Raw genomic sequence first — 23,629 nt, forward strand, 5'->3', positions numbered from 1 at the left:
CCTCACGGTGGGCCGGTTTTTTGCTGCGCTCACGCGCCCCCGCGTCCTGCTCACCCTGCTTCTGCTCGACGACCGTCACACGGGCGCCGGCCCCGCCCTCGCACTGAACCTCGCCCGGTACGGCGCCCGTGTGACGGTCGTCGAGAAGGCCGCCGAGCTGCGCGGGGGCGGGTTCGCGGTCGACTTCCGGGGGCACGTCCACCGGACCGTCCTGACCGCCATGGGCATCTGGGACGACATCCACGCCCGCCAGACCCACATGGGCCGCCAGACCGTCGTCGACGCCGACGGCACCCCGCGCGTCGATCTGCCGGCCGAGCTGATGAGCGGAGACGTGGAGATCTACCGCGGCGAGCTGGCGCGGATCATGTGGGCCTGGACCGCACCGGCCGCGTCTACAGCGAACCGGGCCGGGCGATCGCCCTCGGCAACTACGACGGCGATCCGGACCGGGCGGGCGCGCTGCTCGTCTTCCGGTCCGAGAAGCTGACGTTCGACCCCGTGACGTGACCGCGCAGAAGCGGATCCTCGCCGAGCGGTTCGTCGGGATGGGCTGGGAGGCGCCGAGGTCCTCAAGGACCTGAAGGAGGCCGACGACCTGTGCTTCGACGCGATCGCCCAGATCCATGTCGACCGACTCACCCAGGGGCCCGTGGCGCTGCTCGGGGACGCCGGGTACGACGCCACCATGGGCGGCATGGGCACCGGGGTCGCCATCGTCGGCGCGTACGTCCTCGCCGGGGAGCTGGCCCTGGCGGACGGCGACCACCGCGTTCGCCGAGTACGAGACGCGGATCCGGGACTTCGCCCAGGGCTGCCAGAAGATCTCCGGCAACGCGGGCCCGTTCTTCGCCCCGGGCGACCGAGCGGAGGATCCGCAGCCGCGACCGTATGTACCGGCTCCTCAGCTCACGCCCCCTCGCGGGCTTCTTCAAGAAGCTCACCGAGAAGGCGGTCACCGGCATCAAGCTGAGGGAGTACCCCGTCTGAAGGCCCAGCCATGATCCACCGGGCCGATCCCGCCCCCGAGCGCAAACCCGGCCGCGATCGCCCCGGTGACGTACTCCTTGGCCGCCGCGACCGCCTCCGGCACCGACTCCCCCTTGGCGAGCTGCGACGCGATCGCGGACGCGAGGGTGCAGCCCGTGCCGTGGGTGTGCCGGTTGTCGTGGCGGGGCGCGCGCAGCCAGTGCTCGTCCGAGCCGTCGGTCAGCAAGTCCAGGGCGTCACCGGGCAGATGACCGCCCTTGATGAGCACCCACCGCGGCCCGTACGACAGCACGGCCGCCGCGGCCCGGCGCATCCCGTCCTCCGACTCGACCCGCACCCCCGTCAGTTGGGCGACCTCGTCGAGGTTCGGCGTGGCGACGGTCGCCACCGGCAGCAGCTTCGTGCGTACGGAGTCGAGGGCGGACTCGGCGAGCAGGGAGTCCCCGTGCTTGGAGATGCCGACCGGATCGACGACGGCCGGCGCGTCCGTGGCGCCGATCAACTCGGCCACGGTCTCGACGAGTTCGGCCGACGCGAGCATGCCGGTCTTGACCGCCTGGACTCCGATGTCGTCGACGACGCTGCGGTACTGGGCGCGCACCGCGTCCACCGGCAGCTCCCAAGCGCCTTGTACGCCGAGGGAGTTCTGCGCGGTGACGGCGGTGATCACGCTCATGCCGTGTACGCCGAGCGCGAGCATCGTCTTCAGGTCGGCCTGGATCCCGGCTCCGCCGCCGGAGTCGGAGCCCGCGACCGTCAGGACCCTGGGCGGCGCACTCACGACTCGATGTCCCCGAAGTGGTCCCAGCCGCCCTTGCTCGTCCACGGCGCCCCGTCCACCGTGACCTGCGGCAGCGCCGACGGGTTGAGCACCTCGCCGATCACCTTCCAGCGCGCGGGCAGCTTCACGTCCGGCGGGAAGGTCGCGACGATCGCGTGGTCCTCGCCGCCGGTGAGCACCCACTGGATGGGGTCGACGCCGACGGCCTGCCCGATGTCGTTCATCTGGGACGGAATGTCGATGTCGCCGGAGCGGATGTCGATCCGCACCTTGCTCGCCTCCGCGATGTGTCCCAGATCGGCGATCAGGCCGTCACTCACGTCGCACATCGCCGTGGCGCCGAGCCCGGCGGCCGCGGGACCCGCGTGATACGGCGGTTCGGGGCGCCGGTGGGCCTCGACGAAGGCGCGCGGCGAGCGGAAGCCCCGGGAGAGCACCGCGAATCCGGCCGCCGACCAGCCCAGCCAGCCCGTCACGGCGACCACGTCGCCGGGCTGGGCCCCGCCCCGGGTCACCGGCTCGTGGTTGCGCAGATCGCCGAGCGCGGTGATCGACACCATGATGGTGTCGCCGCGTACGACGTCGCCGCCGACCACGGCCGCGCCCGCGACCTGGCACTCGTCGCGCAGCCCGTCCATCATCTCGGACGGCCAGGTGGCCGGGAGTTCGGCCGGGACGACCAGGCCGAGCAGCAGCGCGGTCGGTACGGCGCCCATCGCCGCGATGTCGGCGAGGTTCTGCGCGGCCGCCTTGCGCCCGACGTCGTACGCCGTCGACCAGTCGCGGCGGAAGTGCCGCCCCTCCAGGAGAATGTCGGTGCTCGCCACGACCCTGCGGTCGGGCGCGGCCACCACCGCGGCGTCGTCGCCGGGACCGACCCGGACCGCCGGGGTGGTGGTGAGGCGCGAGGTGAGCTCTCGAATGAGCCCGAACTCCCCCAACTCGCCCACGGTGCCCTTCATGATCGTAGTGCTCCCTCTGTCGCTACCCGTGCCCGGTCGCGAGCCGTCTCCGTACTCGGTACGGTCGAGTTGACCGTCAACTTGTGCAGTCCGTGCACCCCGGCGCGCAAGCCCCAGCCACCGCGGGTCTCCCCGCGGCGAGCGGCGACGCGATACCGTGGCGTTCCTTTTCCCCACATGATCCTCGTGGCCGCCCTGGAGGTTCCGTGGTACAGGCGTACATCCTGATCCAGACGGAGGTCGGCAAAGCGTCGACCGTCGCCGAGACGATCAGCAAGATCCCGGGGGTGATCCAGGCCGAGGACGTGACAGGACCGTACGACGTGATCGTGCGCGCCCAGGCCGACACGGTCGATGAACTCGGCCGCATGGTGGTTGCGAAGGTCCAGCAAGTGGACGGCATCACCCGCACCCTGACCTGCCCGGTCGTGCACCTCTAGCCCCCGTCTACCCTTGGCCGGTGAACTCTTTCCGTCACCGGCGCACCACTTCCTTCGGGCTGCCCGTTCTCGCACTGTTGATCGCCGCCACGGGCTGCTCCTCAGCAGACGACGACGCCTCGGCCGTGGTTCCCAGCCCGGACGCGAAGGTCACCAAGCTGTGTCAGAACCTGGACAAAGCGTTGCCGAAGAAGGTGGACGGCCTCGACCGGAACGATCCCGAGCCCCGGTCCGCGCTGACCGCGGGCTGGGGAGGCCCGGCGATCATACTGCGCTGCGGTGTCGACAAGCCCCCGAAGATGGTCGACCCGAAGGTGGCCACCGGCGACGACCCGAACGCGGTCGGCGGCGGCGTGGACGGCGTCGGCTGGCTGATGGAGAAGCAGGACGACGGGGCGTACCGCTTCACCACCAGTCTGCGCCGCGCGTACGTCGAGGTGACCGTGCCCAAGGGGCGGGACAGTTCCGGGGTACTCGTCGACCTGGCCCCGTCCATCAAGAAGGCGATCCCGAAGGGGATCGCCTCCTGAGCGCGCGTACGGCGTCTAGCGCAGCCCCGTCGGCCGCCGCAGCGCCGCCTGGACCAAGCGGTCGACGAGCTCCGGGTAGCTGACCCCGCTCTCCTGCCACATCCGCGGGTACATGGAGATCGGCGTGAAGCCGGGCATCGTGTTGATCTCGTTGATCACGAACTCGCCGTCCTCGGTGAGGAAGAAGTCCGCGCGGACGAGACCCTCGCAGGAAGCGGCGTCGAAGGCCTCGACGGCCAGCCGCTGCACCTCGGCGGTCTCCTCCTCGGTGAGCGGCGCGGGCACCAGCCCGGAGGCCGAGTCGATGTACTTCGCCTCGAAGTCGTAGAAGTCGTGGGACTGTACCGGCGGGATCTCGGCGGGCACGCTCGCGCGCGGCCCGTCCTCGAACTCCAGGACCCCGCACTCGATCTCGCGGCCGCGCAGCAGCGCCTCCACGATGATCTTCGGGTCGTGGCGCTGGGCCTCCTCGATCGCCTCGTCGAGGCCTTCGAAGGAGTCGACCTTCGTGATGCCGAACGAGGACCCCGCGCGCGCGGGCTTGATGAACAGCGGCCAGCCGTGCTCGCCCGCGAACTCGGCGATCTTCTTGCGGGCGGCGGACGGGTCGAGCTCCCACTCGCGGGGCCGGATCACCACGTACGGGCCGACCTTCAGCCCGAAGGAGGTGAACACCCGCTTCATGTACTCCTTGTCCTGGCCGACGGCCGAGGCGAGCACGCCCGAGCCGACGTACGGGACTCCGGAGAGCTCCAGGAGACCCTGGAGGGTGCCGTCCTCGCCGTACGGGCCGTGCAGCATGGGGAAGACGACGTCGACCTCACCCAGGGCCTTGGGGACGGAACCCGGTTCGCTGTAGACGACTTCGCGGTTGGCCGGGTCGACGGGGAGCACCACGCCGCCCTCGCTCGACTCGGCGAGCTGCTCGACGCTGGGCTGCTGCCGGTCGATGATCGCCATTCGCTCCGGCTCGTCCGCGGTGAGCGCCCAACGGCCGTCCTGGGTGATGCCGATCGGCAGGACGTCGTACTTCGTCCGGTCGATGGCGCGCAGGACGGCGCCGGCCGTGACCACGGAGATCCCGTGTTCGGAGCTGCGGCCGCCGAAGACGACGGCCACGCGCGGCTTGCGAGGCGGCTGCTCGGGGCTCTGGGGGAGGTTCTCGGTGCTCATATCGGGTTGAGAGTACCCGTTGGTACGGGGGTGAGTCAGCGCCCCACGACGGCCGTTGCTCAGCGTCGTACGAGCCGTTGCACAGCGTTGATGATCAGCGCCGCTCGGGCTTCGCGCTGCGCGACATCAGCTCCTTGAGGGCGACGACCCCCGGCTTTCCCTCGTGGACGATGCTGACGACCGTCTCGGTGATGGGCATGTCGACGCCGTGTCTGCGGGCCAGATCCAGCACGGACTCGCAGGACTTGACGCCCTCGGCGGTCTGCTTGGTGACCGCGATGGTCTCCTGGAGGGTCATGCCCTTGCCGAGGTTGATGCCGAAGGTGTGGTTGCGCGAGAGCGGCGAGGAGCACGTGGCGGCGAGGTCACCGAGACCCGCGAGGCCGGAGAACGTCATCGGGTCGGCGCCCATGACGAGCCCGAGGCGGGTGGTTTCGGCGAGGCCACGGGTGATCAGTGAGCCCTTGGCGTTGTCTCCGAGGCCCATTCCGTCGGCGATACCGACGGCGAGACCGATCACGTTCTTGACCGCGCCGCCGAGTTCGGCGCCCACTACGTCCGTGATCGTGTACGGACGGAAGTACGGCGTGTGGCAGGCGGCCTGGAGGCGCTGGGCCACCGATTCATCGCGACAGGCGACCACCGCGGCGGCGGGCATGCGCTGGGCGATCTCCTTGGCGAGGTTGGGTCCGGTGACCACGGCGACACGGTCCGGGGAGACCTTGGCGACCTCCTCGATGACCTCGCTCATCCGCTTCACCGTACCGAGTTCGACGCCCTTCATGAGCGAGACGAGCACGGTGTTCGGGGCGAGCAGCGGCACCCACTCCGCCAGGTTCGCGCGCAGGGTCTGGGAGGGCACGGCGAGCACGGTGAAGTCGGCGTCGCGCGCGGCTTCCGCGGGATCCGTGGTGGCCCGCAGATTCTCCGGAAGTTCGATGCCGGGCAGGTAGTCCGGGTTCATCCGCGTGGAGTTGACCGCTTCGGCGAGTTCGGGGCGGCGCGCCCACAGGGTGACGTCGCACCCCGCGTCGGCTAGCACCATGCCGAAGGCCGTACCCCACGATCCGGTCCCGAAGACTGCCGCCTTGACCGGCTTGCTCACGTGCCCTGCCCCTCTTCCTGCTGTGCTTTTTCCATGGCCGCGGCCCTGCGGCGCTGTGCGATGCGCACCTCGCGCGGGTCGTACGGCTTCCCGGGCGCCCTCTCACCGCGGAGGTGCTCCAGCTGCGCGGTGATGGCGGCCATGATGACCTCGGTCGCCTCCTTGAGGACGTCCGGGGTCATCTCCTTCTCGTAGAAGCGCGAAAGGTCCACCGGGGGGCCCGCGAGCACGTGGTGGGTCTTGCGCGGAAGGAGGTTGGGCTTCTTGGCGTACGGCGGCAGCAGTTCGTTGGCGCCCCACTGGGCGACCGGAATCACCGGGCACTTGGTCTGCAGGGCGACCCGCGCGGCGCCGGTCTTGCCGGTCATCGGCCAGCCGTCGGGGTCGCGGGTGAGGGTGCCCTCGGGGTAGAACGCGACGCATTCACCGCGCTCCACGGCGTCGATCGCGGCCCGGAAGGCGCTCAGCGCGTCGGTGCTCTCGCGGTAGACGGGGATCTGTCCGGTGCCGCGCATCGCGGCCCCCACGAATCCCTTCTTGAAAAGGGCCGCCTTCGCCAGGAATCGCGGAACACGCCCGGTGTTGTACTGATAGTGCGCATACGCGAACGGGTCCACATGCGAATTGTGGTTCACCGCGGTGATAAATCCGCCCTCGACCGGAATGTTCTCCATTCCGCGCCAGTCCCGCTTGATCAGAACCACCAGTGGCGGTTTGCAGAGGACCGCTGCGAAGCGGTACCAGAAGCCGATTCTGCGGCGGGGCACGCGGACACCTTCCTCTAGGGCCTGGGGGGCCGCACAAGTGTCGCCCCAGGCCGCTTGTCTGTCGAGAACACCGTACGCCCCGGCTTCCGGGCCGCCAGGGTTGCCGGGTCACAATGGGCGCGAACAAGGGAGGGACGGAGCGCTCGTGCAGTGGACCTTGGTGGTACCCCTCAAACCCCTGGCGCGGGCCAAGAGCAGGCTGTCGGACACCGCCGCGGACGGGGTGCGCCCCGGCCTCGCCCTCGCCTTCGCGCAGGACACCGTGGCGGCCGCGCTGGCCTGCGCGGTGGTGTGCGATGTGGCGGTAGTCACGGACGACGCCCTGGCCGGGAGGGAGCTGGCCGCGCTGGGCGCCCGCATCGTCCGGGACGAGCCGGCCGGCGGCCTGAACGCCGCTCTGACGCACGGAGCGTCGGCCGTACGCTCCCGAAGTCCCGAAAGCGCCGTGGCGGCTCTGAACGCCGATCTGCCCGCACTGCGCCCCCTGGAATTGGCCCGGGTACTCGACGCGGCCGCTGAATTCCCCCGCGCTTTTCTCCCCGATGCCGCCGCAATCGGTACCACTCTGCTGGCCGCTGCCCCGGGCCGGAATTTGCTCCCGGCTTTCGGCATCGATTCGCGCGCCCGGCATCGCGCTTCGGGGGCCATGGAACTCCACCTCACCGCGGTGGATTCCGTACGTCAGGACGTCGACACCGGCGACGATCTGCGGGCGGCGCTCGCGCTGGGCGTGGGCCCGCGTACGGCCGCGGTCGCCGCGCGCCTGCTGATTCCCGAACAGTAGGCTGCCGCCATGCAGGCGACCTCGTACACGTACGACCCCGAGACCCGCAGCGGCCAGGTGCTGCTCGACGACGGCACCCCGGTGCCCTTCGACGGCCCGGCGTTCGACGCGGGCGGTCTGCGGCTGCTGCGCCCCGGACAGCGGGTGCGTATCGAGACCGAGGGCGAGGGCGAGACGCTCCGGATCACCTTGATCACGCTGCAGACGCTCTAGACGCCGCGAACGGTGCTTGGGACGCCCCGAAAGACGCCCCAAGCACCGTGAATGACGCTCCAAGCACCACGAAAGGCGCCCCAAGCGCCACGAATGACGCCCCGAGCGCCGCGAAAGGCGTTCCGAGCGCCGTGAACACGCCGCGGGCCGGGCTCCCGGTGGGAGCCCGGCCCGGCGCGTGAGTTGCCCTGCGCCCCTGCTACTTGCGGGCGGTGGCCTTCTTGGCGGTGGTCTTGCGAGCCGTCGACTTCTTGGCGGGGGCCTTCTTGGCCGTCGCCTTCTTCGCCGGGGCCTTCTTGGCCGTCGCCTTCTTGGCGGTGGTCTTCTTGGCCGTGGCCTTCTTGGCGGTCGCCGTGGTCTTCTTGGCGGTCGTCTTCTTGGCCGTGGTCTTCTTCGCGGCGGCGGTGGTCTTCTTCGCGACCGCCTTCTTCGCGACCGTCTTCTTCGCCGCCGCCTTCTTGGCGGTGGTGGCCTTCTTGGCCGCGGCCTTCTTGACCGTGACCGCCGCGCCGCCGGTCAGGCTGCCCTTGGGGGCCTTCTTGACGGCGACCTCGCCGCCACGCGGGAGCTTCTTCGAGCCGCTCACCAGGTCCTTGAAGCCCTGGCCCGCGCGGAAGCGCGGCACGGAGGTCTTCTTGACCCGAACACGCTCACCCGTCTGCGGGTTGCGGGCGTAACGAGCCGGACGGTCCACCTTCTCGAAGGAACCGAAGCCGGTGACCGAGACCCGGTCCCCGCCGACAACTGCACGGACGATGGCGTCCAGTACGGCGTCGACCGCGTCGGCGGCCTGCTGACGCCCGCCGACCTTGTCGGCAATCGCTTCTACGAGCTGCGCCTTGTTCACGTCTTCCCCTTCGGAGACATTGCCCGAACGAATGCGTTCAAGCTTTTTCGCACGTTAGGCAGATATATACCGCAAATCAAACACGAAACGGGCTAATCACCCTTGTGCCGCAACGAACTCGGGCTGTCGCGGAGTTCCTCAGCGTTCCCCTTCGAGGAATCGCCCCTCGTCGAGGTCGGAGGTGAACCGCTCCAGACGCCTTGTCGCATCGGCGAGATCGTGCTTGGCCACGGCCGTAATGACCAGCAGCTTCCGGGTCAGCGCCATCCGTACGCCCTCCGGGACTTGCAGTGCACGCACTCTTGTGTGCGCTTCCTTGAGTTGGGCCGCGACTGCCGTATAGAGCTCGAGTTGGCCGTCGTGTTCCATGCACAGATTGTGCCATCTGGGGCGAGTTGTCGCCTGCGCAGGGGGTAACTGCCGCCCCTGGAGGGGGTTCTGAGCACCTCGGAACGACGCGGGACCTTGGTGCGCGTACCCAAGCAATCGCCTTTGTAACTAGGGGAGTTGGAGCCCTTCGAAGGGGTGAACCGGAGCCGTCCGAGGGCAGACACAGCTGTACCCCCAACCGTCCACGATTGGGGGTACAGCGGGGTGTTGCCGTGGCCGAAATCAGTCTTGCGTCAGCCGCGGATCCGGCCCTCGCGTCAGACCTGGAGCGTCTTCGGCTTGTACGACGGCCGCTTGGCCTCGTACGCCGCGATGTCGCCCTCGTTCTGGAGGGTGATGGAGATGTCGTCCAGGCCGTTCAGCAGCCGCCAGCGGGCGTTCTCGTCGAGTTCGAAGGCGGCGGTGATGCCCTCGGCGCGCACCTCGCGGGCCTCCAGGTCGACCGTGATCTCGGCCTGCGGGTCCTGCTCCGTCAGCTCCTGCAGCGCGTCCACGATCTTCTGCTCCAGAACCACCGTGAGCAGGCCGTTCTTGAGCGAGTTGCCGCGGAAGATGTCGGCGAAGCGGGAGGAGATGACGGCCTTGAAGCCGTAGTTCTGCAGCGCCCAGACGGCGTGCTCGCGCGAGGAACCGGTGCCGAAGTCGGGACCGGCGACCAGGACCGTGGCGCCTGCCCGCTCGGGCCGGTTGAGGATGAAGTTCTCGTCCTTGCGCCAGGCCTCGAACAGCCCGTCCTCGAAGCCGTCCCTGGTCACCTTCTTGAGCCAGTGGGCGGGGATGATCTGGTCGGTGTCGACGTTGCTGCGGCGCAGCGGGACGGCCCGGCCGGTGTGCGTGGTGAATGCTTCCATGGCTGATCAGACTCCAGCGGGCGTACGGACGTCGGCGTCGGACAGGTCGGCCGGCGAAGCCAGATGGCCCAGCACGGCGGTGGCGGCGGCGACCTGCGGCGAGACCAGGTGCGTCCGGCCGCCCTTGCCCTGCCTGCCCTCGAAGTTGCGGTTGGAGGTGGACGCGGAGCGCTCACCGGGGGCCAGCTGGTCGGGGTTCATGCCCAGACACATCGAGCAGCCCGCGTGCCGCCATTCGGCGCCGGCCTCCTTGAAGACCACGTCCAGGCCCTCGGAGACGGCCTGCAGACCGACCCGCGCGGAGCCGGGGACCACCAGCATCCGTACGCCGTCGGCGACTTTGCGGCCCCCGACGATCTCGGCGGCGGCGCGCAGGTCCTCGATACGGCCGTTGGTGCAGGAACCTACGAAGACGGTGTCGACCTTGATGTCGCGCAGCGGCTGTCCGGCGGTCAACCCCATGTATTCCAGGGCCTTTTCGGCGGCCAGGCGCTCCGAAGCGTCTTCGTACGAAGCCGGGTCGGGGACGGACGCCGAAAGCGGCGCGCCCTGGCCGGGGTTGGTGCCCCAGGTGACGAACGGCGACAGGGAGGCGGCGTCGATGACGACCTCCTCGTCGAATTCCGCGTCGTCGTCCGACTTCAGGGTCTTCCAGTACGCGACGGCGGCGTCCCAGTCCTCGCCCTCGGGGGCGTGGGCGCGGCCCTTGAGGTACGCGAAGGTGGTCTCGTCCGGGGCGATCATGCCCGCGCGGGCACCGGCCTCGATCGACATGTTGCAGATGGTCATCCGGGCTTCCATCGAGAGCTTCTCGATGGCGGAGCCGCGGTATTCCAGGATGTAGCCCTGGCCGCCACCCGTACCGATCTTGGCGATGATCGCCAGGATCAGGTCCTTGGCCGTCACGCCGTCGGGCAGTTCGCCGTCGACGGTGATGGCCATGGTCTTCGGGCGGGCCAGCGGCAGCGTCTGGGTGGCCAGCACGTGCTCCACCTGGGAGGTGCCGATGCCGAACGCCAGCGCGCCGAAGGCGCCGTGCGTGGAGGTGTGGGAGTCACCGCAGACCACGGTGGTGCCGGGCTGGGTCAGACCCAGCTGCGGTCCCACCACGTGGACGACGCCCTGCTCGACGTCGCCCAGCGAGTGCAGCCGCACGCCGAACTCGGCGGCGTTCTTGCGCAGCGTCTCCAGCTGGACCCGGGAGACCGGGTCCGCGATGGGCTTGTCGATGTCGAGGGTCGGGGTGTTGTGATCCTCGGTGGCGATGGTGAGGTCGAGGCGGCGCACCGGGCGCCCCGCCTGACGCAGACCGTCGAAGGCCTGCGGGCTGGTCACCTCGTGCAGCAGGTGCAGATCGATGAAGAGGAGGTCGGGCTCGCCCTCGGCGCGCCGGACGACATGGTCGTCCCAGACCTTCTCCGCGAGTGTCCTACCCATCGCTTTCCCTCCGGCCGGCCTGTGTGGCGCCGGCCCAACTAGAGATTTCCGGGGCGGCAACGTTCGTACCCCTCGTACCGGTACGTCGTCCGCCGGGCCCGTTGGTCCGCGGGCCGCTGTGTCTACAAGGGTGGCGCGTTCCACGGAAAATTGAACTTGCGTTTCACAGAGTGAGACGCGAGTATCGTTGCATGGACAACAGTAGCGGCGTCGGCGTTCTGGACAAGGCAGCCCTTGTCCTGAGCGCTCTGGAGTCCGGTCCGGCCACCCTCGCGGGCCTGGTCGCGGCGACCGGACTGGCACGACCCACGGCACATCGCCTCGCCGTGGCACTTGAACATCACCGCATGGTGGCGCGCGACATGCAGGGCCGCTTCATTCTCGGCCCCCGCCTGGCCGAGCTGGCCGCAGCCGCCGGCGAGGACCGCCTCCTCGCGACGGCGGGGCCGGTGCTCACGCACCTGCGTGACATCACGGGCGAGAGCGCACAGCTCTACCGCCGCCAGGGCGACATGCGCATCTGCGTCGCCGCGGCCGAGCGCCTGTCGGGCCTTCGGGACACGGTCCCGGTCGGCTCCACGCTCACCATGAAGGCCGGTTCCTCTGCCCAGATCCTGATGGCCTGGGAGGAGCCGGAGCGTCTGCACCGCGGCCTGCAGGGCGCCCGCTTCACGGCGACGGCCCTGTCGGGCGTACGGCGCCGCGGCTGGGCCCAGTCGATCGGCGAGCGCGAGCCCGGCGTCGCGTCCGTCTCCGCGCCCGTACGCGGCCCCTCGAACCGCGTGGTGGCCGCCGTCTCCGTCTCCGGCCCCATCGAGCGCCTGACGCGCCACCCGGGCCGTATGCACGCCCAGGCGGTCATCGACGCCGCCGGCCGCCTCTCCGAGGCCCTGCGCCGCACCGGCTGACTGTTCGGGGACATCGACGAAGGGGCCTGCCTCAACGCCGCGGCAGGCCCCTTCGTTCCCCCGATCCCCCCCGGTCACCCGGCTTTTTCGGCACCCTCCGCCGACCGGTACGCGAACCGGTCCTTGGCCCGTCGGCCCCGCTTCTCCAGCGGCACCTGACCGTGCGCCGCAGCGAGCCCGAAGGCCGGCATGTGGGCGTAGATCGACTCGTACGCCCCCTCCGGCACGACATAGCTCTCGTGCCACCGCCCGACGTGTGCGCGCATCTTTCCGGCCCGCTCCTGGCGGTTGATGATCGCCCACGCCTTGTGGTGGAGCATGTCGGGCGACGTCGCGTACGCGTAGAGCTTCTCCTTGGACTCCCAGTACTGGACGACGTAGTACGTCCGCGGGGACGCCGTCAGCAGCACGTGGCCGAGCAGTCCGCGGCTCTTGTCCTTCTGCAGTTCACGCAGCATGCGCGGCATCGCGAGGAGCACCGGCAGCCAGTGGTGCACGGCCCAGAAGTGGTTGATGCGCATGCCGATCAGCAACACGACCGCGTCACCTTCGACTGCGGCGGTGGTGTGGCCCGGTATCGGTTTCGCGAACATGACGATCCCCCGGATCTCCGATCGGATAGCGGCACTATCCTTCTGAGCAATGCTTGGATAGTGACACTTCCCAAGGAGGGGCGCAAGCCCCCCGAAGAGAGGCGCGAGAGATGCGGCTGGCCGAGTTGAGCGAGCGCAGCGGTGTGTCCGTCGCGACGATCAAGTACTACCTGCGTGAAGGTCTGTTGACGCCCGGCCGCCAGGTCAACGCGACCACGGCCGAGTACGACGAGGAGCAGCTGCGCCGGCTGCGGCTGGTGCGCGCGATGATCCAGGTCGGCCGGGTGCCGGTGGCGACGGTCCGCGAAGTGCTCGGACATGTGGACGACGACTCCCCGGGCCGCGCGCTCCGCCTGGGCGCGGCCATGTGGGCGCTGCCGCAGGTACCGGAGCCCGACGAGGACGACGAGTACATCCGGGCCGCACACCAGGAGGTCACCACGCTCCTGGACCGGCTCGGCTGGGAGAACGCCAAGCGGCTCACGACCATCTCCCCCGCGTACCGCTCACTGGTGGTGGCCGTGGCCGCGCTCCTCCGGCTCGGCTACGACTGGGCGGCCGAACTGCTCACGCCGTACGCCGAGTTGATGCACCGGATGGCTGTCCTCGACCTGAACCTCATGGAGACGCAACCGTCGGAGGAGGAGCAGATCGAGTTCGCGATCCTGGGGGCGATCCTCAACGAGCCGGTGCTGCAGGCGCTGCACCGGCTGGCCCAGGAGGAGGAGTCGACGCGGCGGTACGGCTTCGAGTAGCCGGCGCCGGGCACGACGAAGGCCCTCCGCCGAAGTGGAGGGCCTTCCTGTTGTACCCCCGACCGGATTCGAACCGGCGCTACCGCCTTGAGAGGGCGGCGTGCTAGGCCGCTACACAACGGGGGCAAGGATCACGGATGATCCAGCTGGGCTACCAGGACTCGAACCTAGAACAACGGAACCAGAAACCGTCGTGTTGCCAATTACACCATAGCCCAAAGGTGGTCTAGACCACCGAGTACCCCCGACCGGATTCGAACCGGCGCTACCGCCTTGAGAGGGCGGCGTGCTAGGCCGCTACACAACGGGGGCCCTAGCGATCCTGCATGAGAGTCAGTGGGTGCGACCCGGACTGTCCCCCTGGGAAGGATCAGTACCCCCGACCGGATTCGAACCGGCGCTACCGCCTTGAGAGGGCGGCGTGCTAGGCCGCTACACAACGGGGGCCTTGCAGAACTGGTGTCTGCGATGCAGATAAGCTCTGCGAGCTGGCCTACCAGGACTCGAACCTAGACTAACGGAACCAGAAACCGTCGTGCTGCCAATTACACCATAGGCCACTGAAACACAATCCCTTGCGGGGATCTTGTTTTAGCTTGCGCCTCCGGGTTTTCGGACCTTTCGGCCCGCTCTCCGGCGGCGCAGGAAGAACATTACCTGAAGGTGGACGGCGCTCCAAAACGGGTATCGGCGCCGAGGACCGTGGGGAGTTCGGCGAGGGACGCGATGCGGTGGGGGCCGCTGTACGCGTCTGCTCCGGTGTGCGCGCCGTCCCGGTCGATCCAGACCGACAGCAGACCGGCCTCCGCGGCACCCCGCCCGTCGATCTCCGGGTGGTCGCCGACGTAGGCGACCTGCGACGGGGGCAGTTCCAGGGCGTCGCAGGCGGCCAGGAACGCCTGGGCCTCGGGTTTGGAGACGCCGAGCTCGGCGGCGCACAGGACGGCCTCGAAGCGGTCACGGACGCCGAGAACGCGCAGCTTGCGCTCCTGGACGTGGATGCTGGAGTTGGAGAGCACCGCGTGCCGGTGGCTGGCGGCGAGGGCGTCGAGGACGGGCAGGACGTCCGGGAAGAGAGCCCAGGCAGCTTCGTAGTGGGCCAGGTAGCGCAGGAACCAGGCGTCGGCCTCCGCGTCGGTCAGCTCCTCGCGCAGGAAGACCCGTACGCGATCCCGGCGCTGCCCCTCGAAGGACGTCTCCCCGGCCGCGAACCGCGCCCACTGGGCGTCGGTGACCTCCCGCCACCGCGCCACGGCCTCCTCCACGGTCTCGTACCCATCGAGCAGGCCCTCGGCCGTGAGGTGTCCGCGCATACCGGTGCGGTCCGCGGACGTGTAGTCGAAGAGGGTGTCGTCGACGTCCCAGACCACGGCTCGAATGCTCATGATCCGACGGTAACGCGCGGCCCTGAAGCACGTCTGCCGGTCGGCAGTTGTCATGGGAGTGGGTCATGGGGGGTGCATGGGGGTCATGGAGGGGACGACGAAGGGGGCGCCACCCGGGCCGGGTGGCGCCCCCTTCACCGGTACGCCTTACGCGGTCAGCTTCGCCAGCGCCGCGTCGATGCGCGCCAGCGTCTTCTCCTTGCCCAGGATCTCCAGGGACTCGAAGAGCGGCAGGCCGATCGTGCGGCCGGTGACGGCGACGCGGACCGGGGCCTGCGCCTTGCCGAGCTTGAGGCCGTGCTCCTCACCGGCGGCCAGGACGGCCTCCTTGAGGGACTCCGGCGAGGACCAGTCGGCCGCTTCCAGCTTCTCGCGGGCCGTCCGCAGGAGGGCGTCCGAGCCCTCCTTCATGGCCTTCGTCCAGGACGCCTCGTCGAAGACCGGCTCCGGCAGGAACAGGAAGTCGACGTTGTCGGTGATCTCGGCGAGGACCTTGAGGCGGGTCTGGGCGTGCGGGGCGATCGCGTCCCACTTGGCCTGGTCGAAGTCCTCCGGCGCCCAGGGGGCGAAGGGGGCCTTCAGCCAGGGGGCGCAGCGCTCGGCGAAGTCCTTCACATCGAGCAGGCGGATGTGGTCGGCGTTGATCGCCTCGGCCTTCTTCAGGTCGAAGCGGGCCGGGTTCGGGTTCACGTCCGCGATGTCGAAGGCGGCGACCATCTCGTCGATGCTGAAGATGTCGCGGTCCGCCGAGAGCGACCAGCCGAGGAGGGAGAGGTAGTTGAGCAGACCCTCCGGGAGGAAACCGCGCTCCCTGTAGAGGTTCAGCGACGCCTGCGGGTCGCGCTTGGAGAGCTTCTTGTTGCCCTCGCCCATGACGTACGGGAGGTGGCCGAAGGCCGGGGTCTCCTTGGCGATGCCCAGCTCGGTCAGCGCCTTGTAGAGGGCGATCTGGCGCGGGGTGGAGGAGAGCAGGTCCTCGCCGCGCAGGACGTGAGTGATCTCCATCAGGGCGTCGTCGACCGGGTTGACCAGCGTGTACAGGGGCGCGCCGTTGGCGCGCACGATCCCGTAGTCCGGCACGTTCTCCGGGAGGTACGTGATCTCGCCGCGGACCAGGTCCGTGAAGGTGATCGCCTCGTCGGGCATGCGGAAGCGGACGATGGGCGTGCGGCCCTCGGCCTCGTACGCGGCCTTCTGCTCGGCGGTCAGCTCGCGGCAGTGACCGTCGTAGCCGGAGGGCTTGCCGGCGGCGCGGGCGGCGTCGCGGCGGGTGTCCAGCTCCTCCGTCGAGCAGTAGCAGTAGTACGCGTGACCGGCGTCCAGGAGCTTCTGCGCGACGTCCTTGTAGAGGTCCATGCGCTGCGACTGGCGGTACGGCGCGTGGGGGCCGCCGATCTCGGGGCCCTCGTCCCAGTCGAAGCCCAGCCAGCGCATCGAGTCGAGCAGCTGGTTGTACGACTCCTCGGAGTCGCGGGCCGCGTCGGTGTCCTCGATGCGGAAGACCAGGGTGCCTTCGTTGTGCCGGGCGAACGCCCAGTTGAACAGGGCGGTGCGGACCAGGCCCACGTGGGGGTTGCCGGTCGGGGACGGACAGAAACGTACGCGGACGTTCGCGTTAGCCACGCTTGATCACCTTGTTGGTGAGAGTGCCGATGCCTTCGATGGTGACGGCGACCTCGTCGCCGACGTTCAGGGGGCCGACCCCAGCCGGGGTGCCCGTGAGGATGACGTCGCCGGGGAGCAGCGTCATGGCCTCGGTGATGTTGACGATCAGATCCTCGATGGAGTGGATCATCTCGCTGGTGCGGCCGAGCTGGCGCTGCTGGCCGTTGACCGTGAGCTGGATGGTGAGGTCGCTCGGGTCGAGGTCCGTCTCCACCCAGGGGCCGAGCGGGCAGGAGGTGTCGAAGCCCTTGGCCCGCGCCCACTGCTTCTCGCGCTTCTGGACGTCGCGCGCGGTGATGTCGTTGGCGCAGGTGTAGCCGAGGATGACGTCCTTGACGCGCTCGCGCGGGACCTCGCGGCACATCCGGCCGATGACCACGGCCAGCTCGGCCTCGTGGTGCAGGTCCTGGGAGAAGGGCGGGTACTGGATCTCGTCGCCGGGGCCGATCACGGAGGTCGACGGCTTGAAGAAGGCGAACGGGGCGTCGGGCACCTCGTTGCCGAGCTCCTTCGCGTGCTCCGCGTAGTTGCGGCCGAAGGCCACGACCTTGTTCGGGAGCACGGGCGGCAGCAGCCGGACCTTGCTCAGCGGAACCTTCGTACCGGAGAGCTCGAAGTCCGCGAACGGAATGCCCTTGATGATGTCGAGGACGAGCTCGTCCGGCTTGTCGCCCTCGACCGCGCCGAAAGCGACGTTGCCGTCGATGGAGAATCTGGCGATGCGCACGGGATCCTTGCGCCCCTCACTGAGCTGGCTGGAGTCTGACGCTCCAGGCTAACGCGGCAAGGGGTACGAGCTTCGCGTATATCGAGCGGCACGGTGAGCGGTCGGATCGAACGGCATGCTGAGCAGTCGTCTCGAGCGGCATGCTGAGCGGTCGTGCCGACCGGAGCGGTGAGCGGTCCGCGGCCGGCGCGCGTACTACTCCGCGACGGAGGCCGCGACCGGGGCTTCCATGAGGATGGTGCGCCGGGGGTTGGCGGTCTGGGCGGGGAGGTCGACCGAGTGCTCCGGCTGCTCCGGCGTCTGCAGCGCGTCGGCGTCCTCGAGGTGCGCCAGCGTGGTGCGTCGCGGGTTGGCTATGTTGCGGAACATCATCGTCGTCTTCACTGTTGTACTCGACCTTGTCGTCGTGGGCGCCGGGCGGGCTCAAGGGCCCTCGCGCCGGTGCGGGTTGTCGGATTCGCCATCCCTGTAAAGCGTCAGGCTAAACATGCAATTCCCGGGTGAAGACGTGAAGACGCCATGATCGGCGTGTGAGTTTCCTCACTTACTAGCAGGCAAACCGGTCAATTCAGGCCCTCGACTCGCCCCGGCGAAACGGACATTGCTCCACTGAAGCAAACATTCCGCTCCTGATCATGGCGACTGGGACACCCTGCATACCCCAACACCTCGTAGGCATACGCCCGTTATGTACGAGATCACTTTCTACGTCTCGTGACGCCTCCCTCACAAACTGTCACGGAGGTCACAGCCTGACACTCGGGCCTTGTTGGAGATCCGGCACTGTGCTGGAATTCCACGGACCGCCGCGGGATCGAACCGGCGCGCAAGGGCGCAACGCAGCGCCGAGTGGCGGCGGGAAGGGGAGCCAGCGCCGGTCACTCACGACCACCATGGGGACGCATTCAGGGCGCCCCCACGACGCCGACACCGCCTCACCGTTCACGCGGAGGGGCGCCTGGTCCAGAGGTTGCGACGCTAGTGCAGGGACGTTTCAAGAGGGATGGCAGCGCTTCGGCGGAGCCGGAGCCGCAAGGCGGGACCGACCGCGGTTCCTCGCCCCAGCACGCCCAAAACCCGGGACCGGCAGAGGTCGGCGGCAGCGGTGAACGTTCCGCACGCCCCGGCGCGAAGGCTCCCGCCACACCGGCAGCCAAGGCCTCGAAGCCGAAGGGCCCTTCGGGCCCCGGCTCGCGAATAGCCCTGCGCAACTGGCGCATCTCCACGCGTCTGGTCTCGCTGCTCGCGCTCCCCGTGGTCGCCGCGACCTCGCTCGGTGCGCTGCGCATCAACCAGTCGATGGACAGCATCCAGCAGCTCGACAACATGAAGCTGCTGACCGACATCACCAAGCAGGCGACCGAGCTGGCCGCCGCGCTCCAGAAGGAGCGCGACCAGTCCGCGGGACCGCTCGCGCACGGCGCCAAGGCCACCGACTACACGGTCAAGGGCGTCCGCGACGCGACGGACATCGCCCAGAAGCACTTCCTCGAGGGCGTCCAGCAGGTCGACGACGCCACTGCCAACGGGCAGCTCAACGGTGTCCGCGACAGCCTCGTCGGCCTCGCCACCGAGCTGGGCAACCTGAACGAGATCCGCAGCGCCGCCTACACGCAGAGCAACAACTCCACGCAGACGGTCGAGGCGTACCACCGCGTCATCACCCAGCTCCTGGGCCTCTCGCAGGACATGGCCGAGGCGACCAGCAACCCGGAGATGATCCAGCGCACGCGCGCCCTGGCGGCCTTCTCGTCCGCCAAGGAGTACGCGTCGATGCAGCGCGCCGTCATCGCCGCCGCGCTGCCGGAGGGCAACACCACCTTCGGCTCGCTGGCGGAGAACGACCGCCAGTACGCGCTTTCGGCGCTGGAGAGCGAAGACTCCGAACTCGGCGGCTTCGAGAGCATCTACGGCGACGGCGTCACGGAGCTCCTCAAGCCCATCCTGGGCGACAACCCGACGATCAAGTCCGCCGGCGAGTACGCGAAGCGCGTACTGAACAGCGCGGACGGCCTGAAGACGCAGGACAAGCGCTCGTACAAGGACTGGGTCGACGACGACTCCGCCAAGATCGACCAGATGTCGAAGATCGAGACCACGCTGCTCGGCCAGATGGAGCAGAAGGCCCGTGAGCTGCGCAACGAGTCCGAGAGCGAAGCGATCATCTCGGGTGCGCTGATCCTCCTCGTCCTCGGTGTCTCCCTCGTCGGCGCCTTCGTGGTGGCCCGCTCCATGATCCGCTCGCTGCGCCGCCTCCAGGACACCGCGACCAAGGTCGCCCAGGACCGCCTGCCCGAGCTGGTCAAGCAGCTCTCGGAGTCGGACCCGCAGGACGTCGACACCTCCGTCGAGTCGGTCGGTGTGCACTCCCGGGACGAGATCGGCCAGGTGGCCGCGGCCTTCGACGACGTGCACCGCGAGGCCGTACGACTGGCCGCCGAGCAGGCCCTCCTGCGAGGCAACGTCAACGCGATGTTCACCAACCTCTCGCGCCGCTCCCAGGGTCTTATCCAGCGCCAGCTCTCGCTCATCTCCGAGCTGGAGTCCCGCGAGGCCGACCCGGACCAGCTGTCCTCACTCTTCAAGCTCGACCACCTCGCGACCCGCATGCGCCGTAACGGTGAGAACCTCCTCGTTCTCGCCGGTGAAGAGCCCGGCCGCCGCTGGACCCGCCCGGTCCCGCTGGTCGACGTGCTCCGCGCCGCCGCGTCCGAGGTGGAGCAGTACGAGCGCATCGAGCTGGCCGCGGTCCCGACCACCGAGGTCGCGGGCCGGGTCGTCAACGACCTCGTGCACCTGCTCGCCGAGCTGCTCGAGAACGCCACCTCGTTCTCCTCGCCGCAGACCAAGGTCAAGGTCACCGGTCACGCGCTGCCCGACGGCCGTGTGCTGATCGAGATCCACGACACCGGCATCGGCCTCTCCCCCGAGGACCTCGCCGCGATCAACGAGCGACTCGCCTCGCCGCCCACCGTGGACGTCTCCGTCTCCCGGCGCATGGGCCTCTTCGTGGTCGGTCGTCTGTCGCAGCGTCACGGCATCCGCATCCAGCTGCGTCCGTCCGACTCCGGTGGTACGACCGCGCTCGTCATGCTCCCCGTCGATGTCGCCCAGGGCGGCAAGAAGGCTCCGGGCAAGCCGGGCCAGGGCGCTCCGGGCGTCGGTGGTCCGGGCGCCGCGCAGGCCTCGGCCGGTGTCGCCGCGGCCCGCCGCGGCAACGGTCCGACCGGCGGCCCCTCGCTCGGTTCCGGTGCTCCCGCCGCCGGCGGCGGACTTCTCGGCGCCGCGCCGCAGCGTGGACAGGTCGGTGCGGGCCAGGGCCCGCGGGCAGCGCTGCCCGGCAGCAACCCGGGCGGTCCCGCGCTGCCCGGCGGCAACCAGGGCGGTCGCCCCGGCGCTCCGGGCGGGGCGCGTGGGCCGCAGGGTCCGGCCGCCCCGCAGCAGGGCAGGCCGACTCCGGCCGGTGCCGGTGCCGGTGCCTTCGGGCAGAGTGCGCCGGGCGCCCCGCAGGGCCTCCAGGCCGCCGGAACCGGCGCGCCGCAGGGCTTCGGCGACGGACCGGGTGCGCGCCAGGGCGGCTTCGGTGACACCTCCGGTGCGCGTCAGGGCAGCTTCGGTGAGAGCGGCCCCGCGGCCGCGCCCCCGCAGCAGCCGTCCGGTGGCAAGGGCAGCCGTCGCAGGCCGCAGCTCCCGGGGCGCGGTGGTCCGCGTGCCGAGCTGCCCGGCGCCAACCCGCAGCCGCGCGTGCCGAGTTGGAGCGACGACAACGCGCAGCCGCCGGTGCCGCGCGCGTCCCTCGACACCCCGCGTGGCCACGAGGAGCCCGACACCACCTCGCGCATGCCGCGGATCGACGACCGCCAGGGCCCGGGTGCGACCTCGAAAATGCCCCGGATCGACGACCGCCAGGGTCCGGGTGCGACGTCCGAGTTCGCCCGCCCCGACTTCGACGCCCCGCGCCCCGGCGCCGGCGCGCCGCAGAACTCCGGCCAGAACACCGGGCAGTTCGTCCGCCCCGATGTGTTCGGCCCCGGGAACCCGGCGCCCGCGAGCCAGAACCCTTCCTCCACGGGCCAGTTCGCCACCCCGGGTTACGGCACCTCCCAGGACCCGTCGTCCACCGGCCAGTTCGCCCGGCCGGGCTACGGCCAGGACCCCTCGTCCACCGGCCAGTTCGCGACGCCCGGGTACGGCAACCGCCAGGACCCGTCGTCCACCGGCCAGTTCGAGCGGCCCCAGGCACCGCAGCGTCCGCAGCCGCCGCAGCAGCAGCGGCCCACGCGTCCGCAGGAGCCCGAGGCGCTGCCGCCGGCGTCGGGCCCCGGTGACGGGCGTACGCCGCTGTACGACACGCTGGAGACCAACTGGTTCCACGGTCAGGCGGGCGGCGCCCCGGGCAACGGCGCTCAGCACACCGGCTCCCAGGGTGCGCCGCAGGCTCCGCAGCAGCCGCAGGCTCCCTCGGCTCCTCAGCGGCCGGCCGCCGCACCGGCTCCCTCCGCCCCCGCCGCACCTGCCTCCTGGCGTACGTCGCCGAACGACGACCTCGGCCGGCAGGCAGAACGCGTCCGTCAGCCGTCGGCGGGCGGGGTCACCACCTCAGGCCTGCCGCGCCGCGTCCCGCGAGCCAACCTCGTCGCGGGCACGGCACAGCAGCAACAGCACCAAACCGGTCCGCAGGTCTCGCGTGCGCCTGATGACGTACGCGGCCGGCTGACCAATCTCCGTAGGGGCATTCAGCAGGGTCGACAGGCCGGTTCCGGCCAGACCGGCAGCTTCCCCAGCCCCACTCACCAGCAGGAGCGTTAGTTGAGCCCGATGAGCCAGGCGGCACAGAACCTGAACTGGTTGATCACCAACTTCGTGGACAACACCCCCGGGGTGTCCCACACCGTCGTCGTGTCCGCCGACGGACTCCTTCTGGCGATGTCCGAAGGCTTTCCCCGTGACCGTGCCGACCAGCTCGCGGCCGTCGCCTCCGGTCTGACCTCGTTGACGGCCGGGGCATCCCGGATCTTCGAAGGCGGCACGGTGGCCCAGACGGTTGTGGAGATGGAGCGCGGCTTCCTGTTCCTGATGTCCGTCTCGGACGGATCGTCCCTGGCGGTCCTCTCCCACCCGGAGTGCGACATCGGCCTTGTCGGCTACGAGATGGCGCTGCTCGTCGACCGTGCGGGCGCCGTCCTCACGCCGGACCTGCGCGCCGAGCTCCAAGGCAGTCTGCTCCACTGACCGCCCTGGTTCCACCGACTGCACGAAACCACCGTCCGGCCGCCACAATCCCCCCACCGGCCCCAACAGACGGCACGACTGACCGACTTGCTGTCCCGCCCGGAGGATTCATGACCCCGCCCACCGCCTCTCATGATCCGTACGCACATACGTACGAGGATGAGGGCGACCAGCCGCTGGTACGTCCGTACGCGATGACCGGCGGCCGGACCCGGCCGCGCTACCAGCTCGCCATCGAGGCACTGATCAGCACCACGGCCGACCCGGCGCAGCTGATGGGGCTGCTCCCCGAGCACCAGCGGATCTGCCACCTCTGCCGTGAGGTCAAGTCGGTGGCCGAGGTGTCGGCCCTCCTGTCCATGCCGCTGGGCGTGGCCAGGATCCTCGTCGCGGACCTCGCGGAGGCCGGACTCGTCGCCATCCACCAGCCGGGCGGCGACGAGAACAACGGCGGCGCGCCGGACGTGACTTTGCTCGAAAGGGTGCTCAGTGGACTTCGCAAGCTCTGACGGAGGTCGGGCGACCACCTCCGCCAAGATCGTGGTGGCGGGTGGTTTCGGCGTCGGCAAGACCACGTTCGTGGGCGCCGTCTCCGAGATCAACCCGCTGCGCACGGAGGCCGTCATGACGTCCGCTTCCGCGGGCATCGACGACCTCACCCACACCGGGGACAAGACCACCACCACGGTGGCCATGGACTTCGGACGTATCACCCTCGACCAGGACCTGATCCTGTACCTCTTCGGTACGCCGGGCCAGGACCGCTTCTGGTTCATGTGGGACGACCTGGTCCGCGGCGCCATCGGCGCGGTGGTCCTGGTGGACACCCGCAGACTCGCCGACTGCTTCCCTGCGGTCGACTACTTCGAGAACAGCGGGCTGCCCTTCGTCGTCGCCCTCAACGGCTTCGACGGGCACCAGCCGTACAACCCCGAAGAGGTGCGCGAGGCGCTCCAGATCGGCCCGGGCGCGCCGATCATCACCACGGACGCCCGACACCGTGCGGATGCGAAGAGCGCGCTGATCACGCTGGTCGAGCACGCCCTCATGGCACGTCTGCGGTAGCACTTCAAGTCGACAGTTCCATAGGGAAG

General features: G+C 69.7%; 24 protein-coding genes, 5 tRNA genes and 1 pseudogene. 11 read left to right on the forward strand and 19 right to left on the reverse strand.

Annotated elements, in window-relative coordinates; translation table 11 throughout:
* Positions 1-46: 46 nt before the first annotated feature.
* Positions 47-990: pseudogene (locus ACZ4WS_RS36040) on the forward strand (Rossmann-fold NAD(P)-binding domain-containing protein).
* Here the strand turns inward: ACZ4WS_RS36040 and thiD are convergent.
* Together thiD and ACZ4WS_RS36050 are read right to left on the reverse strand one after the other, a co-directional pair.
* Complete coding sequence (gene thiD, locus ACZ4WS_RS36045; RefSeq protein WP_467987080.1) at positions 965-1,771, reverse strand: bifunctional hydroxymethylpyrimidine kinase/phosphomethylpyrimidine kinase; 807 nt, start codon at positions 1,769-1,771, stop codon at positions 965-967. The pseudogene ACZ4WS_RS36040 and the gene thiD overlap by 26 nt on opposite strands.
* The gene (locus ACZ4WS_RS36050) at positions 1,768-2,733 is read right to left on the reverse strand and encodes a thiamine-phosphate kinase (RefSeq protein WP_467987081.1); all 966 of its coding nucleotides are present in this window, start codon (positions 2,731-2,733) and stop codon (positions 1,768-1,770) included. Before ACZ4WS_RS36050 ends, thiD begins: the two co-directional genes overlap by 4 nt.
* A 206-nt stretch (positions 2,734-2,939) precedes the next feature.
* Between ACZ4WS_RS36050 and ACZ4WS_RS36055 the strand changes: the two genes are divergently transcribed.
* Together ACZ4WS_RS36055 and ACZ4WS_RS36060 are read left to right on the forward strand one after the other, a co-directional pair.
* Positions 2,940-3,173, forward strand: coding sequence for an Lrp/AsnC family transcriptional regulator (locus ACZ4WS_RS36055; RefSeq protein ID WP_028802415.1), 234 nt, complete (start codon positions 2,940-2,942; stop codon positions 3,171-3,173).
* A gap of 20 nt (positions 3,174-3,193) precedes the next feature.
* A complete protein-coding gene (locus ACZ4WS_RS36060) occupies positions 3,194-3,703 on the forward strand; it encodes a DUF3515 domain-containing protein (protein ID WP_467987082.1) in 510 nt (169 codons plus the stop codon).
* Between the two features lie 15 nt (positions 3,704-3,718).
* Here ACZ4WS_RS36060 and ACZ4WS_RS36065 read toward each other — a convergent pair whose 3' ends face one another.
* The 3 genes from ACZ4WS_RS36065 to ACZ4WS_RS36075 form a co-directional block, all read right to left on the reverse strand.
* Positions 3,719-4,876: a D-alanine--D-alanine ligase family protein gene (locus tag ACZ4WS_RS36065; RefSeq protein ID WP_467987083.1), complete on the reverse strand. Its 1,158-nt coding sequence runs from the start codon at positions 4,874-4,876 to the stop codon at positions 3,719-3,721.
* A 94-nt stretch (positions 4,877-4,970) separates the two neighbouring features.
* Positions 4,971-5,981, reverse strand: a complete 1,011-nt coding sequence (locus ACZ4WS_RS36070) for an NAD(P)H-dependent glycerol-3-phosphate dehydrogenase (RefSeq protein WP_467987085.1) — start codon at positions 5,979-5,981, stop codon at positions 4,971-4,973.
* Positions 5,978-6,748 carry a lysophospholipid acyltransferase family protein gene (locus ACZ4WS_RS36075; RefSeq protein ID WP_467987087.1) on the reverse strand — a complete coding sequence of 257 codons (771 nt, stop codon included), beginning with the start codon at positions 6,746-6,748 and terminating at the stop codon, positions 5,978-5,980. Before ACZ4WS_RS36075 ends, ACZ4WS_RS36070 begins: the two co-directional genes overlap by 4 nt.
* Positions 6,749-6,893: 145 nt before the next feature.
* Here ACZ4WS_RS36075 and cofC point away from each other — a divergent pair, with 145 nt between their 5' ends.
* Positions 6,894-7,532 (forward strand): 2-phospho-L-lactate guanylyltransferase, encoded by a 639-nt coding sequence (gene cofC / locus ACZ4WS_RS36080; protein ID WP_467987088.1) that lies wholly within the window; start codon positions 6,894-6,896, stop codon positions 7,530-7,532.
* 9 nt (positions 7,533-7,541) lie between these two features.
* The gene (locus tag ACZ4WS_RS36085) at positions 7,542-7,745 is read left to right on the forward strand and encodes a hypothetical protein (protein ID WP_467987089.1); all 204 of its coding nucleotides are present in this window, start codon (positions 7,542-7,544) and stop codon (positions 7,743-7,745) included.
* Positions 7,746-7,944: 199 nt separating this feature from the next.
* On the opposite strand, the gene ACZ4WS_RS36090 is transcribed toward ACZ4WS_RS36085, so the two are convergent.
* The 4 genes from ACZ4WS_RS36090 to leuC form a co-directional block, all read right to left on the reverse strand.
* Entirely contained in the window at positions 7,945-8,592 is a 648-nt protein-coding gene (locus ACZ4WS_RS36090) for an HU family DNA-binding protein (RefSeq protein WP_467987090.1), read from the reverse strand.
* A 138-nt stretch (positions 8,593-8,730) separates the two neighbouring features.
* The gene (locus tag ACZ4WS_RS36095; protein ID WP_467987091.1) at positions 8,731-8,961 is read right to left on the reverse strand and encodes an SCO5555 family protein; all 231 of its coding nucleotides are present in this window, start codon (positions 8,959-8,961) and stop codon (positions 8,731-8,733) included.
* Positions 8,962-9,239: 278 nt separating this feature from the next.
* Complete coding sequence (gene leuD / locus ACZ4WS_RS36100) at positions 9,240-9,833, reverse strand: 3-isopropylmalate dehydratase small subunit (RefSeq protein ID WP_467987093.1); 594 nt, start codon at positions 9,831-9,833, stop codon at positions 9,240-9,242.
* Positions 9,834-9,839: 6 nt separating this feature from the next.
* Positions 9,840-11,270, reverse strand: coding sequence for a 3-isopropylmalate dehydratase large subunit (gene leuC / locus ACZ4WS_RS36105; RefSeq protein WP_467987094.1), 1,431 nt, complete (start codon positions 11,268-11,270; stop codon positions 9,840-9,842).
* Between the two features lie 191 nt (positions 11,271-11,461).
* On the opposite strand from leuC, the gene ndgR reads away from it, so the two are divergent.
* Positions 11,462-12,178: an IclR family transcriptional regulator NdgR gene (ndgR, locus tag ACZ4WS_RS36110; RefSeq protein WP_028806673.1), complete on the forward strand. Its 717-nt coding sequence runs from the start codon at positions 11,462-11,464 to the stop codon at positions 12,176-12,178.
* 74 nt (positions 12,179-12,252) lie between these two features.
* Here the strand turns inward: ndgR and ACZ4WS_RS36115 are convergent, their stop codons facing one another.
* Positions 12,253-12,771, reverse strand: a complete 519-nt coding sequence (locus ACZ4WS_RS36115) for a DUF4188 domain-containing protein (protein ID WP_467987095.1) — start codon at positions 12,769-12,771, stop codon at positions 12,253-12,255.
* A gap of 110 nt (positions 12,772-12,881) precedes the next feature.
* Between ACZ4WS_RS36115 and ACZ4WS_RS36120 the strand changes: the two genes are divergently transcribed.
* Complete coding sequence (locus ACZ4WS_RS36120; protein ID WP_467987096.1) at positions 12,882-13,526, forward strand: MerR family transcriptional regulator; 645 nt, start codon at positions 12,882-12,884, stop codon at positions 13,524-13,526.
* Positions 13,527-13,579: 53 nt separating this feature from the next.
* On the opposite strand, the gene ACZ4WS_RS36125 is transcribed toward ACZ4WS_RS36120, so the two are convergent.
* The 9 genes from ACZ4WS_RS36125 to ACZ4WS_RS36165 all read right to left on the reverse strand — a co-directional run bounded on the left by ACZ4WS_RS36125 (position 13,580) and on the right by ACZ4WS_RS36165 (position 17,687).
* Positions 13,580-13,652: transfer RNA gene (locus ACZ4WS_RS36125), tRNA-Glu, on the reverse strand.
* A gap of 20 nt (positions 13,653-13,672) precedes the next feature.
* Positions 13,673-13,744, reverse strand: a tRNA-Gln gene (locus tag ACZ4WS_RS36130).
* 21 nt (positions 13,745-13,765) lie between these two features.
* A tRNA-Glu gene (locus ACZ4WS_RS36135) sits at positions 13,766-13,838 on the reverse strand.
* Positions 13,839-13,900: 62 nt separating this feature from the next.
* Positions 13,901-13,973, reverse strand: a tRNA-Glu gene (locus ACZ4WS_RS36140).
* 41 nt (positions 13,974-14,014) lie between these two features.
* Positions 14,015-14,086 (reverse strand) — tRNA-Gln (locus ACZ4WS_RS36145).
* 93 nt (positions 14,087-14,179) lie between these two features.
* The gene (locus ACZ4WS_RS36150; RefSeq protein ID WP_467987098.1) at positions 14,180-14,911 is read right to left on the reverse strand and encodes an HAD family hydrolase; all 732 of its coding nucleotides are present in this window, start codon (positions 14,909-14,911) and stop codon (positions 14,180-14,182) included.
* Between the two features lie 147 nt (positions 14,912-15,058).
* On the reverse strand, positions 15,059-16,534 hold the full coding sequence (gene gltX / locus ACZ4WS_RS36155; protein ID WP_467987099.1) for a glutamate--tRNA ligase: 1,476 nt from the start codon (positions 16,532-16,534) through the stop codon (positions 15,059-15,061).
* Positions 16,527-17,303, reverse strand: a complete 777-nt coding sequence (locus tag ACZ4WS_RS36160; RefSeq protein ID WP_467987100.1) for a fumarylacetoacetate hydrolase family protein — start codon at positions 17,301-17,303, stop codon at positions 16,527-16,529. The genes gltX and ACZ4WS_RS36160 overlap by 8 nt, the downstream gene beginning before the upstream one ends.
* Before the next feature lie 195 nt (positions 17,304-17,498).
* On the reverse strand, positions 17,499-17,687 hold the full coding sequence (locus tag ACZ4WS_RS36165) for a hypothetical protein (RefSeq protein ID WP_467987102.1): 189 nt from the start codon (positions 17,685-17,687) through the stop codon (positions 17,499-17,501).
* Positions 17,688-18,284: 597 nt separating this feature from the next.
* On the opposite strand from ACZ4WS_RS36165, the gene ACZ4WS_RS36170 reads away from it, so the two are divergent.
* From ACZ4WS_RS36170 to ACZ4WS_RS36185, 4 genes are all read left to right on the forward strand, one after another.
* Complete coding sequence (locus ACZ4WS_RS36170; protein ID WP_467987103.1) at positions 18,285-22,112, forward strand: sensor histidine kinase; 3,828 nt, start codon at positions 18,285-18,287, stop codon at positions 22,110-22,112.
* A 9-nt stretch (positions 22,113-22,121) separates the two neighbouring features.
* Complete coding sequence (locus tag ACZ4WS_RS36175) at positions 22,122-22,535, forward strand: roadblock/LC7 domain-containing protein (RefSeq protein ID WP_010984127.1); 414 nt, start codon at positions 22,122-22,124, stop codon at positions 22,533-22,535.
* A 110-nt stretch (positions 22,536-22,645) separates the two neighbouring features.
* A complete protein-coding gene (locus ACZ4WS_RS36180; protein ID WP_327431980.1) occupies positions 22,646-23,044 on the forward strand; it encodes a DUF742 domain-containing protein in 399 nt (132 codons plus the stop codon).
* The gene (locus ACZ4WS_RS36185) at positions 23,025-23,600 is read left to right on the forward strand and encodes a GTP-binding protein (protein WP_467987105.1); all 576 of its coding nucleotides are present in this window, start codon (positions 23,025-23,027) and stop codon (positions 23,598-23,600) included. The genes ACZ4WS_RS36180 and ACZ4WS_RS36185 overlap by 20 nt, the downstream gene beginning before the upstream one ends.
* Positions 23,601-23,629: the final 29 nt, after the last annotated feature.

The sequence above is a fragment of the Streptomyces sp. NPDC029292 genome (genome assembly GCF_055569295.1).

Bases quoted from the DNA above. Each gene is read 5' to 3' on its own strand.
- ACZ4WS_RS36050 (WP_467987081.1), bottom strand. From the start codon at position 2,733: ATGAAGGGCACCGTGGGCGAGTTGGGGGAGTTCGGGCTCATTCGAGAG.
- ACZ4WS_RS36065 (WP_467987083.1), bottom strand. From the start codon at position 4,876: ATGAGCACCGAGAACCTCCCCCAGAGCCCCGAGCAGCCGCCTCGCAAG.
- ACZ4WS_RS36085 (WP_467987089.1), top strand. From the start codon at position 7,542: ATGCAGGCGACCTCGTACACGTACGACCCCGAGACCCGCAGCGGCCAG.
- ACZ4WS_RS36095 (WP_467987091.1), bottom strand. From the start codon at position 8,961: ATGGAACACGACGGCCAACTCGAGCTCTATACGGCAGTCGCGGCCCAA.
- leuD (WP_467987093.1), bottom strand. From the start codon at position 9,833: ATGGAAGCATTCACCACGCACACCGGCCGGGCCGTCCCGCTGCGCCGC.
- leuC (WP_467987094.1), bottom strand. From the start codon at position 11,270: ATGGGTAGGACACTCGCGGAGAAGGTCTGGGACGACCATGTCGTCCGG.
- ndgR (WP_028806673.1), top strand. From the start codon at position 11,462: ATGGACAACAGTAGCGGCGTCGGCGTTCTGGACAAGGCAGCCCTTGTC.
- ACZ4WS_RS36115 (WP_467987095.1), bottom strand. From the start codon at position 12,771: ATGTTCGCGAAACCGATACCGGGCCACACCACCGCCGCAGTCGAAGGT.
- ACZ4WS_RS36120 (WP_467987096.1), top strand. From the start codon at position 12,882: ATGCGGCTGGCCGAGTTGAGCGAGCGCAGCGGTGTGTCCGTCGCGACG.
- ACZ4WS_RS36150 (WP_467987098.1), bottom strand. From the start codon at position 14,911: ATGAGCATTCGAGCCGTGGTCTGGGACGTCGACGACACCCTCTTCGAC.
- ACZ4WS_RS36175 (WP_010984127.1), top strand. From the start codon at position 22,122: ATGAGCCAGGCGGCACAGAACCTGAACTGGTTGATCACCAACTTCGTG.
- ACZ4WS_RS36180 (WP_327431980.1), top strand. From the start codon at position 22,646: ATGACCCCGCCCACCGCCTCTCATGATCCGTACGCACATACGTACGAG.